This is a genomic window from Curtobacterium sp. VKM Ac-2887, from assembly GCF_015350935.1.
In the GTDB taxonomy this organism is placed as follows: Bacteria; Actinomycetota; Actinomycetes; order Actinomycetales; family Microbacteriaceae; genus Curtobacterium.
On the sequence record NZ_JADKSB010000034.1, the window covers coordinates 1 to 11,706 of the forward strand.

General features: G+C 66.1%; 17 protein-coding genes and 2 pseudogenes. 13 read left to right on the forward strand and 6 right to left on the reverse strand.

Annotation, left to right across the window (positions count from 1 at the left end; all coding sequences use genetic code 11):
- Positions 1 to 77: 77 nt before the first annotated feature.
- The 3 genes and pseudogenes from ITJ69_RS19730 to ITJ69_RS19740 all read left to right on the forward strand — a co-directional run.
- Positions 78 to 500: pseudogene (locus tag ITJ69_RS19730) on the forward strand (IS30 family transposase); the annotation flags it as partial.
- Positions 501 to 549: 49 nt separating this feature from the next.
- Positions 550 to 1,353 (forward strand): hypothetical protein, encoded by an 804-nt coding sequence (locus tag ITJ69_RS19735; RefSeq protein WP_194673785.1) that lies wholly within the window; start codon positions 550 to 552, stop codon positions 1,351 to 1,353.
- Between the two features lie 118 nt (positions 1,354 to 1,471).
- Positions 1,472 to 1,996, forward strand: a complete 525-nt coding sequence (locus ITJ69_RS19740) for a hypothetical protein (RefSeq protein ID WP_194673786.1) — start codon at positions 1,472 to 1,474, stop codon at positions 1,994 to 1,996.
- Positions 1,997 to 2,050: 54 nt separating this feature from the next.
- On the opposite strand, the gene ITJ69_RS19745 is transcribed toward ITJ69_RS19740, so the two are convergent.
- On the reverse strand, positions 2,051 to 2,254 hold the full coding sequence (locus ITJ69_RS19745) for a hypothetical protein (protein WP_194673787.1): 204 nt from the start codon (positions 2,252 to 2,254) through the stop codon (positions 2,051 to 2,053).
- Between the two features lie 77 nt (positions 2,255 to 2,331).
- Between ITJ69_RS19745 and ITJ69_RS19750 the strand changes: the two genes are divergently transcribed.
- The gene (locus tag ITJ69_RS19750; RefSeq protein WP_194673788.1) at positions 2,332 to 2,865 is read left to right on the forward strand and encodes a hypothetical protein; all 534 of its coding nucleotides are present in this window, start codon (positions 2,332 to 2,334) and stop codon (positions 2,863 to 2,865) included.
- Between the two features lie 914 nt (positions 2,866 to 3,779).
- Here the strand turns inward: ITJ69_RS19750 and ITJ69_RS20640 are convergent.
- Positions 3,780 to 3,959 (reverse strand): annotated as a pseudogene (locus tag ITJ69_RS20640) (IS3 family transposase); the annotation flags it as partial.
- Positions 3,960 to 4,404: 445 nt separating this feature from the next.
- On the reverse strand, positions 4,405 to 4,626 hold the full coding sequence (locus ITJ69_RS19755) for a hypothetical protein (RefSeq protein ID WP_194673789.1): 222 nt from the start codon (positions 4,624 to 4,626) through the stop codon (positions 4,405 to 4,407).
- Positions 4,627 to 5,047: 421 nt separating this feature from the next.
- On the opposite strand from ITJ69_RS19755, the gene ITJ69_RS19760 reads away from it, so the two are divergent.
- Positions 5,048 to 5,440: a DUF3846 domain-containing protein gene (locus ITJ69_RS19760; RefSeq protein WP_228549968.1), complete on the forward strand. Its 393-nt coding sequence runs from the start codon at positions 5,048 to 5,050 to the stop codon at positions 5,438 to 5,440.
- 107 nt (positions 5,441 to 5,547) lie between these two features.
- Complete coding sequence (locus ITJ69_RS19765) at positions 5,548 to 7,053, forward strand: ParB/RepB/Spo0J family partition protein (RefSeq protein ID WP_228549969.1); 1,506 nt, start codon at positions 5,548 to 5,550, stop codon at positions 7,051 to 7,053.
- Between the two features lie 222 nt (positions 7,054 to 7,275).
- Here ITJ69_RS19765 and ITJ69_RS19770 read toward each other — a convergent pair whose 3' ends face one another.
- The 3 genes from ITJ69_RS19770 to ITJ69_RS19780 form a co-directional block, all read right to left on the reverse strand.
- Positions 7,276 to 7,677 carry a hypothetical protein gene (locus ITJ69_RS19770; RefSeq protein ID WP_194673792.1) on the reverse strand — a complete coding sequence of 134 codons (402 nt, stop codon included), beginning with the start codon at positions 7,675 to 7,677 and terminating at the stop codon, positions 7,276 to 7,278.
- Positions 7,678 to 7,869: 192 nt separating this feature from the next.
- Positions 7,870 to 8,025: a hypothetical protein gene (locus tag ITJ69_RS19775; RefSeq protein ID WP_194673793.1), complete on the reverse strand. Its 156-nt coding sequence runs from the start codon at positions 8,023 to 8,025 to the stop codon at positions 7,870 to 7,872.
- A 156-nt stretch (positions 8,026 to 8,181) separates the two neighbouring features.
- Complete coding sequence (locus ITJ69_RS19780) at positions 8,182 to 8,361, reverse strand: hypothetical protein (protein ID WP_194673794.1); 180 nt, start codon at positions 8,359 to 8,361, stop codon at positions 8,182 to 8,184.
- A gap of 306 nt (positions 8,362 to 8,667) precedes the next feature.
- Here ITJ69_RS19780 and ITJ69_RS19785 point away from each other — a divergent pair, with 306 nt between their 5' ends.
- From ITJ69_RS19785 to ITJ69_RS19815, 7 genes are all read left to right on the forward strand, one after another.
- Entirely contained in the window at positions 8,668 to 8,919 is a 252-nt protein-coding gene (locus tag ITJ69_RS19785; RefSeq protein WP_194673795.1) for a hypothetical protein, read from the forward strand.
- Between the two features lie 40 nt (positions 8,920 to 8,959).
- Positions 8,960 to 9,463 (forward strand): LPD29 domain-containing protein, encoded by a 504-nt coding sequence (locus ITJ69_RS19790; protein ID WP_194673796.1) that lies wholly within the window; start codon positions 8,960 to 8,962, stop codon positions 9,461 to 9,463.
- Between the two features lie 154 nt (positions 9,464 to 9,617).
- On the forward strand, positions 9,618 to 10,079 hold the full coding sequence (locus ITJ69_RS19795) for a hypothetical protein (protein WP_194673797.1): 462 nt from the start codon (positions 9,618 to 9,620) through the stop codon (positions 10,077 to 10,079).
- 355 nt (positions 10,080 to 10,434) lie between these two features.
- A complete protein-coding gene (locus tag ITJ69_RS19800) occupies positions 10,435 to 10,695 on the forward strand; it encodes a glutaredoxin domain-containing protein (RefSeq protein ID WP_194673798.1) in 261 nt (86 codons plus the stop codon).
- Entirely contained in the window at positions 10,695 to 11,147 is a 453-nt protein-coding gene (locus ITJ69_RS19805; RefSeq protein ID WP_194673799.1) for a hypothetical protein, read from the forward strand. Before ITJ69_RS19800 ends, ITJ69_RS19805 begins: the two co-directional genes overlap by 1 nt.
- Positions 11,148 to 11,171: 24 nt before the next feature.
- Positions 11,172 to 11,381 carry a hypothetical protein gene (locus ITJ69_RS19810; protein ID WP_194673800.1) on the forward strand — a complete coding sequence of 70 codons (210 nt, stop codon included), beginning with the start codon at positions 11,172 to 11,174 and terminating at the stop codon, positions 11,379 to 11,381.
- A complete protein-coding gene (locus tag ITJ69_RS19815; protein ID WP_194673801.1) occupies positions 11,378 to 11,611 on the forward strand; it encodes a hypothetical protein in 234 nt (77 codons plus the stop codon). Before ITJ69_RS19810 ends, ITJ69_RS19815 begins: the two co-directional genes overlap by 4 nt.
- Positions 11,612 to 11,706: the final 95 nt, after the last annotated feature.

Consider the following 11,706-nt stretch of genomic DNA (forward strand, 5'->3'; position numbering starts at 1 on the left):
ACAACTAAGCTCAACAACCCCAGAAGGGGTCCGCCCCAGTTCGGCACAAAGGGGTCCGTTCTACTTCGGCGTCAACACGAACAACCCGGTACGTGATGCTGCTGCATTTGCCCAACGGGCACAGCGCCGACGCGGTCCGTGACGCGATGATCCCCACCATCCAGACCTTGCCCGAGCATCTGCGTCGGTCGTTGACGTGGGATCAGGGCACCGAGCTTGCCCGACACAAAGACATCACTCTCGCCACGGACCTCGCGATCTACTTCTGCGACCCGCACAAGCCGTGGCAGCGCGGCTCGAACGAGAACACCAACGGACTGCTCCGGCAGTACTTCCCGAAGTCCACCGACCTCAGCGTCCACAGCCCGGAACGGCTCCTCGAAGTCGCTTCCGAACTCAACGGCCGCCCCCGCAAGACCCTCGACTACCGCAGCCCTGCAGAAGCATTCGAACAGCTACTCTCGGACCCGAAACAACCACCCGTTGCAACGACCCCTTGAAACCGCCGATCGTCTATCGGGCGCGGCTCCGACCATCCAAGATGAACGCGTGAGCACAGCAGGAACACACGAGGACGGCCGGCATGACCGACAGGAGTTGCCCGAGCACGAGGAGCTGGGCCGACTGTCGCTGCGCCTGAGCTTCGCCCGATACGAATCTCTTGTGGCACGGTCCGACGCTTTGTCAATCCGAGCGGGATCATCGCTTGCCGGTGACCGCGCCGCCGCTCCATACAGCTCGGTACCTGACCAGGTACGGGTGAGTATCGGGGTGGCCCTCGACCACCTTCACGGATTCAAGATCATCGTCGTGAACGGTGAGGCGGTTCTGCCGTTCGCGATGTACACGTTGGTGCGAAGCGCTTACGAGGCTGCCGGCACGGCTCTCTGGCTCCTACAGCCGGCGTTGCGGGACGAGAGGGTGTCGCGATCGCTGAGACTGGCTTACGAGAACCGCCGACAGGTGCACAACGTCTCGGAGAAACTAGGCCGCGAAGACCCGGGGTGGGACCGAGCGGTCGCCGCGCTTGAACGTGACCGCGACGGGCGACCGGCACTGGCTGGAGTGGAGCTCCAAGTGAAGACGTCGGTCACCGATCGCCTGACGGAGATAGCGCCGCTCGTTCCGAAGCTCTTCTTGACGCCGTTGGCGCTCTGGCAAACAGCGAGTGGCATGGCGCATGCGAATAACTCGATGATGGTGCATGTGCTCGATCGGGAGCAGATCGGCAACGTCGAACACGGGGGAGCGGACTACATGATCACGGCGAGCGTGTCGGGCCTAGCCTGCTACTTTGACGCCGCCCTAAACATGATCGAGACGCTAATGAACCTATGGGACCAGCGGAACTAGACGTCTTGCAGCCTCGGCGGTCACCAGCGGTGGCACAAGATCTTGGGCTACCCGGCTGAGTCCGTTGATACTCAGTCGCTCGGTGCGCGACGTCCTCCACGCATGATGTGATGGCGGAGTGGATTGGCTCTCGAACGGCATCTCTTTCCTTGCTCTGATCGTGGCGGGGTTCAGCGCGTTGTACACATGGCGTGAGACTCGCAGGCAGCGGGCGGCGCGAGTTGAGGAACAGGTGCGAGACATCGCGTTCGCAGCGCTGCGTCCGCTGGAGTACGCCGAGAATTCCGCGCAGTTGGCGTACGAGTTCGAAGAACCTCCGGCCATCTTCATGGAGCATGGGACGAACGGACTGCATGCTCTGGCACCTCGTCTACGCATAGCCGAAGATCGCGACCTAGTGAGCGAATTGGCTGATGCGATAGACACCGTGGGCGCGCATTGGGTTGACACGATCACCGCATGGAAGTGGTGGGACAAGGCGCGGCAAGACCCGGAGCATGAAGGGCTTTGGCGGAGCGGGCAAGACGTTGACGAGGCCTTCGCGGTCTTCGATTCACGCCGTGGGGAGTTCATCAAGCGATCCACACAGCTCCGCGAGAAGTTGCAAGTGATCATTGACAGGGTGAACGCTCGACACCGCTAGTTGCTGCACTGCCGTAGACGATCGGGCGCGCGGCCTGTGAAGCGAACTACCGTTTCACTGCCGCCAGATCGCGTTCGATGCTGCGTGCTCCGGGCAGAAGTCCCCAAGCCGGTGCGCGCCTTCGCCGTGGTCGGCGGTAAGCCACCCGTGGGTCCTGGCAGTGATGCGAGCACCCTCGATGCTGTCGCCGGGGAAGTCCATTGGGGCGATGAACGCGGCGCATGGCCGGAAGTCGCAGCGAACGATGACGGTCTGCATGGCACTCATGCTTCTATCGTCCCTCAGCTGTCGTTCGTCGTGGATACGTTTATCCCAACCCGACCGGAGGTATGACCATGACCAACGAAGAACTACCCCCCGAAGAGCGGATCCCCGACGACCAGGACGACGATGTGCAGCGGTGGGATCCGAACACTGACCCAGACGGCTACGACCGCAAGCGAGTGATGCGAAAGGACTGGTATCTCGACCTGGCGCTCGACGTCTACTTCAGCATGGACGACGACAACCCCGAAGGCGTCATCGGCCTGACTATAACGTCGAACGGCTTTCTGGTTTCCGGCCTCGCAATCAGCCGTCGTGCCTGGATCGACGCAACCGTGGAGCAGCATAAGCAGGTTGGCTCCGACGTGAGCTGGATGGAGGAGTACTTCAACGAGTTCCACGAAGACACCGTGGCTGAGGGGAAGCGACGGCGCGAGGCCGGGCTTCCTCACCAGGCCAGGCAGTTCTTCCATATGAAGGACGTCCGTATCGGAACTGCCGACGACTACGTAGAAGTCCCACTGTGGAGGGGGTCGCTGGCCGATGTGACTGGTTGGACGTTCGGCTCATGGAACCCGAAGCAGGACCCTGAGGCGAGCGAGTAGCGACGCACTGCACGAAGAAGCGCCCTCCTGGCTGAGGCCAGGAGGGCGCTTGTCTTACTTCACGGCTGCCAAGATGAACCTGGCCACACCGACAGCGAAGCTGCCGATCTGGAACCAGAGTGCGATCTTCCGTGATGCGTCGTCATCCTTGCGTGGTTCCACGTTCGGACTCCTTCCGCTCGTTCCCTCAGGACCGAGCGGCTTGCAGGTGCCGGTTCCGCGTCCGGGTTCCCAGTGCTCAGATCGAGAACTGGAAACCCCTAGCGGTTTGGCGTAGGGTTCGAGTCGTACTAGACGGGGTTCCTACGCGTGACACCCCAAGCACATGCTCACATCGGGCGCGGAGACCCAGCTGGGTGCAACCAGCTAGGGTCTCTTTGCTTTTTGTACCGGTTGGCGTCCTGCTTTACCTTCCAGCTCTCTGATACTAAGGCCGGTTGAGTACCTAACTTTCAAAAATCGGATGGTCACTCGGACGTTGCCGTGTAGCCCGCGCGGGAACACGGATCGAGCGATCGAACTCGCGCAGATTGGTGTGCTCTGAGGTGGCATCGGTAGGGCTGTCTACGCTCCCGCATGTGGGAGCACGTCGACGGGACCGGTATACCGCACCAGACGAAGCGCGGTACTCGTTGTCCCCAGAAGCCATCGGCGCGCCCGTGGAGGGCGCCGGGCTCCGACCGGTGCGAGCGTGGGTGCCGGAGAACGATGGCACGCAGCGCCGCGTCGCTGCGGTGGCTGTGTCGTCGACGCCTGATGCAGTGTGCGTCCGATGGCTCGTCGACGGGCACCTGGTGCAGGCGTGGGTATGGCGCGCGGCCTGTGCGGCACCGGACGGTGCCGGCTGGTGTGGATGCCGTCTGACGCACAGAAGAGGGCGGGACTGCTGCAGGTTGGGTTGACTCGTTGGTTGAGGCCGCGAGTGCTGCCTGCAGGTTGATGATTGCTTCGTACTCGATGGGCGTCAACTTCCCGAGACCGCGCTGTCGGCGCTTTCGGTGGTAGGTGCCCTCGATCCAGTGCACGATCGCGAGCCGCAGTTGCTCGCGAGAAGTCCATCGGTGCCGGTTGAGGACGTTCTTCTGCAGCAGCGAAAGCGCGATTCGATCTGCCGGGCGGACCTGGCCTCCGTTACAGGTGGGATTGTCCGGCGGCGACGTCGACCGTGCGCTGCAAGCGGTCACTGATTTCGGGTGGACTTCAAAGATTCGCAGCGACGTCGGCTCTGACCGACGTCGCCCACACGCTCGCGCGATCGCTGCGATCGCTGCGACCGGTGACGCGGTCCTGGTTGAGTGGGGGAGCGGGCAGGCGGCGACGGCGGCATGGGTGTGGCGGACTGCGGTGAAGCATCGAGCGGAGTCTCAGCAGCCTCATAACGTGTCGGGGTGACTCGCTAGGCGCTCTAGCGATACCGTGGAGTTGCGCTCGAGCTGTTCCCCCCAACACGTTCGAGCGCGGCCGCTCGGATCAGCCCCCAAATTTCGGTCCGAGCAGCACCGGCCCTGGCCCTGTTCCCCCCAACAGGCCGGGGCCGCTTCACGTCTGAGGTCGGTACACCGCGATCGGCGGCCCGCCGGCGCCGTCGTGTGCCTCGGCGGTAGCCGCCCAGACGCGGCCGCCCTGCTCGAGCGTGTGGGGCAGCACACCGCGGATCAGCATCCGGACCGCTGGGCGGGTGTCGTCGACGACGAGGTCGACGCCGTGCGCGTCGCGATCGTCGGGGTTCCGTCCCGGGCTGGTCCGCACGAACTCGCTCATACCGTGCAATCAACACGGCTTGACGGGGGAGCGACCCGGTGTTGCTGCAGCTCGCGGTAAGAGACGTGAGCGGGCCGCCGTGCCGGCGGACTGTTCTGGTCTGAGCTGCCCCGCCTCCGGCGGCCTTTCCTGACTGGAGGGAGCCGGCGAGCCGGCCAGTGCTTGTCGAACCCCAGGGGGTTCGTTGTTTGCCCGGGAAGCCTTCGGCGATTGTACGGACGAGGTTCCGGGCCGCAAGCCGTCGCCACCGCCGCACGCGAGAACTTTCGACCGGCACCGTCGTGTAGATCTCCTCCGTCGAAGGACGGCGCCGGTCGAAACTTCTCGGAGCGTCGCCGCTTTGGGCTTGCACCCCGGCCCCTCGTCCTATCGGCACTACGTGCCTTCCCGGGCAAACAACGAAAGGGAGAGGAAGAAGGAAATGAAGTTGATGGGTATTCGAGCGACCGCAGATGGTGCGGTCGAGGGCGTCGTGGTGAACGCGGCGCAGTCCACCCTGCAGGGCACGCGGGAGCAGATCGGGTGCCGCCTGGTGGACGTGGCCCGCCTCGACGGCCGGATCGATGCGTGGATCGATGACGAGGGCATGTACGCGGGGGACCGCAACGACCTCGCCACCGTCGCAGCGGTCGCCCTTGGCCGGTCGCGGGCGGCGTCGCCGCTGTACGGGACGGTCCTGTTCCTGACCTACGACAACGCCGGAGACACCCGGTCCCTGTCGCCGGATCAGCACACGGCCGTCATGACCGCCTTTGGCCGCGCACGCGCCGCACTCACGCGTGCGGAAGCGCTCACCGCGGCACTCCACCAGTAAGACACCGCAGCATCCATAGAAACGACCGGGTGCGGAATTCCTGACAACCTTCAATTGCCAGGACCCGCACCCGGTCACTACCGGAAAGCGTAGCAAACGACATGACCATGACCGAGAACATCACCGTCACCCACCTGACGGACCAGCCTCAGCCCGGGGCCACGACCGACGCGGCTCCCACCACGGCGGGCGTTGACCTGGTGCACGTGCCTGCCGCGGACGTGGTGATCGAGGACAACGTCCGCACCGCGGCCGACCTCGACCCCGCGTTCCTGGCCTCCGTGAAGCGCCACGGGGTGCTCCTGCCGACGATCGGCTACCGCAACACGGACGGGGCCGTGGTGGTCCGCGACGGCCAGATGCGCGTCCTCGCCGCCCGCGAGGCCGCGACCACGGTCCCGGTGTTCGTCACCGAGCGTGGCGACAGTGCCGCGGCGCGGATCGCGGAGCAGTTGGTCGCCAACGAGCGTCGCACCGCCCTGACGGACGGTGACCGGCTCGCCGCCTACCGCCAGTTGGAAATCGAGGGACTGTCCGTCACCGCGATCGCCCGCGAGACCGGCACCAAGCGGGACACCGTGAAGCAGACCCTGACGGTGGCGAAGTCGAACACCGCGTCCGCCGCCATGACCTCCGGTCAGGCGACGTTCACCCAGGCGTTGCTGCTGGCCGAGTTCGACGGTGACGCCGACGCCGTCACCGAACTCACCGAGTGCATCGCGGAGGGATACGACGACGACGAACTGACCCACACCGCCGCCCGGCTCCGCCAGGACGCCGAGCGCCGCGAGGCCCGCGTGCAGGTACACGCGGACCTGGTGGCCGCGGGCAAGCGGGTCGTGGGGGACGACGACGACTACGAGTCGTTGGACCGCCTCACCGACGCCGCCGACGACGTGACCGACTACGCCGAGCGCCACGGCCTCGACCCCGAAGCACACGCCAAGTGCGCGGGTGCCGCGTGGACGGTGAGTCAGTGGGGGACGCCGGAGCCGGTGCAGGTGTGCACCACCCCGGACGCCCACCACACCCGCTACCCGCGCTTCAGCGCGACCATCCAGGTCGGCGGAACGCCGGAAGCGGCGGCGGAGTCGTCTGATGAGGATCGCGCGGCTGAGGCCGAGGAACGCAAGGCCGCACGGCGGGTCCTGGTCGCCAACAACAAGGCGTGGGACGCCGCTGACCAGGTCCGCCGCGAGTGGATCGCGGGCCTGTTGCAGCGGAAGAACGCACCGAAGGACGCCGCCCGGTTCCTCGCGGTCGCGCTCACCCGCCACGCCACCACCCGGTACGCCTCCGGTCTCGTGTCCGCTCGCGGTCTGCTCGGCATCGAGACCACCGGGTGGGACGGCGACACGCTCTCCCAGTGGGTCGAGGAACACCCCACGAAGGGGCTGCACCTGTCGCTGGCCGTGGTGTTCGCTGGATTCGAGAACACCGCGAACCGGGAGTGGTGGCGCACCCCGGACGCGGAGTCCCGCGGCTACCTGAACCAGTTGGCCACGTGGGGGTACCCGCTCAGCCACGTCGAGCAGTTGGCCGCAGGCATCCAGCCCGACCTCGACCAGCCCGACCTCGACCAGGCGGACGGCGAGGCCACGACCACCGAGTAGGTGACACGGCATGAGGGCCGCAACCAGCGGCCCTCACGCCCACCCGGCCCCGGATCGTGTCCCATCCGGCACCGAAAATGTCCCATCGGACTCTCCCGACGTCCGTGGGCTGCGCGTCGGCTTAGCCACCGCATGAGGGGCGTGCCCCTCATCGCTCCCCAGCGCCGCTCGACGGAGCTCGCACCGCGACGACACCGCAGAGCGGCGCCGCATCAACCCCGCTCAGACGCCCGCAGGATCCGCCGCCGGCGACGTCAACGAACGATCCTGGGTGGCCCATGCGATCTGGTGGTCGTCGCAGAACCGTCCCGGCGGTTCCTCGCCCGTGTCGAGGTCCAGCAGCTCCCACGCTTCCGGACCGGCCTGAGCGGTGCACCCGGCGACGTCGCACGGCTCGAGTACAGCGAACTGCACCCAGAACGCGTTCGACACGACAATCGCGGTCGGCGCGGTCGTCACTGCCGCATATGGGTCAGCGGCCGCGGACGGTAGGGGCTCGGGTACCAGCTCGAGCAGCGCGTCTGCTGGCTGAATCCGAGTTCGGCTTTGTTTCCTACGGCCGCCGCGACGAGATCCCATACCGGCGATGCTGCCAGCGGCACCATCGACGCGGCTGTACGACATGCCGTCGTTGGGAGGTGAAACCGGGGCGGGAGTACGCACGATCACTCAGAAGGAGTTCCCGCCCCGGCGCCGGCCCCAGGGGAGGGAAACCGGCACCAGCAACCATGCCCGACCGACTCGCTTCACGTCCACTGCTTCTGGCCAAGCTCCCACCGCCACCAGCATGGACTGTGCGGTAGCTGCCTGCAGCGATCAGTTCTGTGTCGGCCCCGACGAGGGGAACGCGGCCGCGGGATCTCCGCCGCGTGCCGCGGCGTCGTACCGCGCCCACGACTCCACCTGCAGCTGTGCCGGTTCGACGCCGCCGTGAACGGCGGCCGCGATCTCGTTCGCGTACATGTCACGCATCTCTTCAGCATGTTTCCGCAACGGCACAGGCCGGCTCCCCTCGAGTCCGAAACGGCAGCATCGACGATGCGCCCCCCATAGCAGCGCTGAGCCCGCATCGTCGATGCGCCTGCATGATTGTGCCTCACTTCGTGCGATGTTGCACAAAGTCTCGGGTTAGAACATGCCGAAGTGCTCGCCGTTCAGCGACCTGACCAGCAGGTCGATGACGAGCACCAGGCCCGTGAGGACACCGAGGAAGTCGAGCAGCGGGCCGACCGAGTCGAAGAACCGGCCGATCGCGCGGAACGGGCGCCGGCGTGGCCGCGGGGTGGGGTGTCCGGCGTGCTCGCTCATGGGGCGAGTATCCCAAGGCTTCCGGCCGGAGGCCGGGAGTCGCTGCGCTCCGAGTGGAACCGGCTCCGCCGGCACTGTGGGCCCTTCGGGCAGTTGGTTTGCCTGGAAGCCTTCGGCAGCGTACGTCCGTCCAGGCTCCGCGCAAGCCGCTGCGCGGCCCGGATCCTCCGAGAATTTCGGCACGCGCTTCGCTTATTTCGCGCCGAAATTCTCTCCCCCACCGCCCTCCGGGTTGCACTGCACCCTCCCGCCCTAGCGGCGACAAGTCGCCTTCCAGGCAAAACAACGAGAGGGAGAGGAAAGCACATGCAACGCATCGACAGTCTGGCCACATTGATCCCGGTGGTGGGGGAGGACGAGATCCCACGGCAGTTGGCGAAGATCACCGAACGCGACGAGGACCTGCAAATCCGGTTCCAGCAGGGCTACGTCCTGACGCACACCGCGGTCATCAGCGGACCACAGTTCACCACCTACGTGGACACCCTGATCCGCACCGACCCGACGAGTGAACGAAGCGGCCGGGACCAACACCAATTTGGTCCCGGCCGCCCCTAATCACTCTTCCCACAACCGATCCCGAAGGAACCGGCACCCCATGACTACCACCATCCTCCCCACGAAGGCCGTCGCCGCCCTACTCCGCAAGGAACTGCGCACTCGATTCCCGGGCGTGCGCTTCTCCGTCCGCTGCTGCACCGGTACCGCGGCGGCGTGGATCAACGTCCACCACGAAGACGGCCCCACCAGTGCGCAGGTCGACGAGATCTGCGGCAAGTACGAGGGGCGCTCGTTCGACGGGATGACCGACACCTACACCGACCACGGCACCACGTTGATCGCTGGGGAGGCGGGGGAGATGCCGACCGAAGTCCGGTACTGCTGCGACGGCATCAACACCACACGCGACTTCACCGCCGCCGGGAACCTCGCCGCACAATGCATCGTCCGCGAGTCCAGCAACATGCCGCACCTGGTGCTCTGCGACGACGCCGGCGTCCTCGTGGAGGGGCGGGACATCACCGGTGGGCAGGGCTGCGAGTTCAACGACGGCTGGCACGCCTGGGACCGCCCGCAGCTCTCCGCTTGGTCCGCGGTGTAGTTCCTGCTGCAGCACGTTGACCTCACCCCGGCCACCGCGCGTTGCTGAACAAACGGCGGGGACGTCCCGAATTCGGAACGCCCCCGCCTCCCTGAGGCGCGGTCCGGACGTCTCGACCCAGACCGCACCCACAGCTTAGAGAGGCACCACGAGCATGTACATCACATACGAACGCCCCACCCACCTCACCGACGAGCAGACCGACCCGCTGGCCCCGGCCGCTGACATGGCCCCGGGCGCGGACGTCGACCCCCGCGTGTCCGTGTGCGGCGCGACGACCTACGACGTCGACGGCACCCGCTGGACCTGCACCCGGCCGCCGGAGCACACCGACGATGAGCACCGGGCCGTGTTCGACCGGTACCACGGTGGCCCCGTCGGGCACGTCGCGTTCGCGTGGCAGTACGAGTGGGGCGGCGCCGGGCACGGCCCGTCCTCCACCGTTCCCATGACGACGGTCACCGTTACCGTGTCGTTCCCGTCGACGGCGTGGACGAACGAGCAGCTGCCCGAATCGATCGCCGATGACGTGCGCATGGCCTTCTGGGAGTGCGACCACGACGACGTCACCGTGCAGACCATCGCGACCAGCACCACGCACCCCGTCGCGGGCTGACCCGCCGGGGCGGTGACGGTCGGCGACGTGGTGAAAAGCGCCGGGACGACACAGTTAGAGAATGCGCAGCACGCTGTTTCTATCGGGTGACGGTAATAGTAGAACGGCGCTAATGCGCCAGGGGATAGCCAGCCCTCCCGCCGTTATCGATGCCCCAGCCGTGCGTTCGTAAACGTCAAGCGTTGGTGCCAGATAATGCATATGCAACAACCTGCCAACAGTAGTGCCGCCCGGTAAAAAATAGTAGAAGAATGTGCGGAAAAGGCTACCCATATAGGCCCGCGCGCTATAGAATAGAAGCATGCAACGGGGAGTAGTTCCCCGGCATTACAAACTTTACGAAAAGGTGATTTCGATGAGCATCACGGTGTACACCAAGTCCGGGTTCTGCGGCATGTGCAAGGCCACGGAGCGTGCTCTCGCATCCGCCGGCATCGAGTACACCGAGGTGATCCTCGACGACGTCGATCAGGCGCAGATCGACGAGTGGAAGACCACCCTCGGCACCAACGCTCCGATCGTCGTCACCGACACGGAGACCGGCTCCTGGAGCGGGTTCCGCCCCGACAAGATCGACGCCGTCGCCGCGCTCATCGAGACGGGAAAGGTCGCGTGATGACGATGACGCTCGAACGCCCGACCACTCGTTCCGACGTCGTCCAGCCCGAGATCCGCGTCGCCGTCGACGAGCTGTTCCTCAATGACCCGGGCCACGCCCTCATCGCGATCGACCGAGCCACCGCCGACCCGACCGAGCACGTCCGCGAGTGGGAACTGTCCCCGGAGCAGCGGCAGGTCTACGAGGCCGGCTACATGGTTGGGTTCCAGATGGCCGCCCCGGAGCTCATGGCCGAGGTCCTCGAGCTGCGGGCCCGCCTCGAGCAGTCCGAGCACGACGCAGACCGGTACTACGCCGAGATGTGCCGCCGGCCGGCCCCCGCTGAACCGTCGGCGTCGGGTTCGACGTTCGCGGAGATCTCCCGCGCCCGCGGCGAGGACGACCGTGCGGACCGTCACGATGCGACGATCGACCGCATGTTCCCCCAGTACTCCGGCGCCCACTCCTGACCCGGGCGCGAGAGGATGATGAACATGACCACCCACCAATGGCTCCTGGTTTGGGATCTCGGCACGCTCGTCGTGTACGTCCTCGCGGGCGCCGCGGTCGTGCTGCAGCTGATCGCGCGTCGGCTGCTGCGTGAGCGTCGCCGGTACCGGCCGACGTCTGAGCGGTCCGTTCTGATCGAACAGCTCCGTGCCGAGAGTGGCTACGATCCGTCGTTGCCTCGGGGCCCGAAGTGACCGCATCAGCGATCACGGTGGCCGTTCTGCTGGCCGTCGCCTGCTTCGCGGTGATCTTCGCGGCCGTGTGGGCCTTGTACCGGTTCCGGACCCGTGAGGAACGCCGCGGCCGACGCGACTTGGTGCGCCGGCTCCGCGCGATCTTCGACGACGCCGATGCACGCGGGGCGCTCACGTCGCAGCAGCGCGTGGAGATCTATGACGGTCTCCGTCGGCTACACCGCGGTTGAGGAGCGCCACTGGGACCGACCTAGGACGTGTTGCTAAAGGTTGAGAGCGAGCCGGCAGATGCGTTCGCAGAGGTCTTCGTAACTGATGCCGCTTG

Bases quoted from the DNA above. Each gene is read 5' to 3' on its own strand.
- ITJ69_RS19745 (WP_194673787.1), bottom strand. From the start codon at position 2,254: ATGCAGACCGTCATCGTTCGCTGCGACTTCCGGCCATGCGCCGCGTTC.
- ITJ69_RS19750 (WP_194673788.1), top strand. From the start codon at position 2,332: ATGACCAACGAAGAACTACCCCCCGAAGAGCGGATCCCCGACGACCAG.
- ITJ69_RS19755 (WP_194673789.1), bottom strand. From the start codon at position 4,626: ATGAGCGAGTTCGTGCGGACCAGCCCGGGACGGAACCCCGACGATCGC.
- ITJ69_RS19760 (WP_228549968.1), top strand. From the start codon at position 5,048: ATGAAGTTGATGGGTATTCGAGCGACCGCAGATGGTGCGGTCGAGGGC.
- ITJ69_RS19765 (WP_228549969.1), top strand. From the start codon at position 5,548: ATGACCGAGAACATCACCGTCACCCACCTGACGGACCAGCCTCAGCCC.
- ITJ69_RS19770 (WP_194673792.1), bottom strand. From the start codon at position 7,677: ATGTCGTACAGCCGCGTCGATGGTGCCGCTGGCAGCATCGCCGGTATG.
- ITJ69_RS19775 (WP_194673793.1), bottom strand. From the start codon at position 8,025: ATGCGTGACATGTACGCGAACGAGATCGCGGCCGCCGTTCACGGCGGC.
- ITJ69_RS19780 (WP_194673794.1), bottom strand. From the start codon at position 8,361: ATGAGCGAGCACGCCGGACACCCCACCCCGCGGCCACGCCGGCGCCCG.
- ITJ69_RS19785 (WP_194673795.1), top strand. From the start codon at position 8,668: ATGCAACGCATCGACAGTCTGGCCACATTGATCCCGGTGGTGGGGGAG.
- ITJ69_RS19790 (WP_194673796.1), top strand. From the start codon at position 8,960: ATGACTACCACCATCCTCCCCACGAAGGCCGTCGCCGCCCTACTCCGC.
- ITJ69_RS19795 (WP_194673797.1), top strand. From the start codon at position 9,618: ATGTACATCACATACGAACGCCCCACCCACCTCACCGACGAGCAGACC.
- ITJ69_RS19800 (WP_194673798.1), top strand. From the start codon at position 10,435: ATGAGCATCACGGTGTACACCAAGTCCGGGTTCTGCGGCATGTGCAAG.
- ITJ69_RS19805 (WP_194673799.1), top strand. From the start codon at position 10,695: ATGACGATGACGCTCGAACGCCCGACCACTCGTTCCGACGTCGTCCAG.
- ITJ69_RS19810 (WP_194673800.1), top strand. From the start codon at position 11,172: ATGACCACCCACCAATGGCTCCTGGTTTGGGATCTCGGCACGCTCGTC.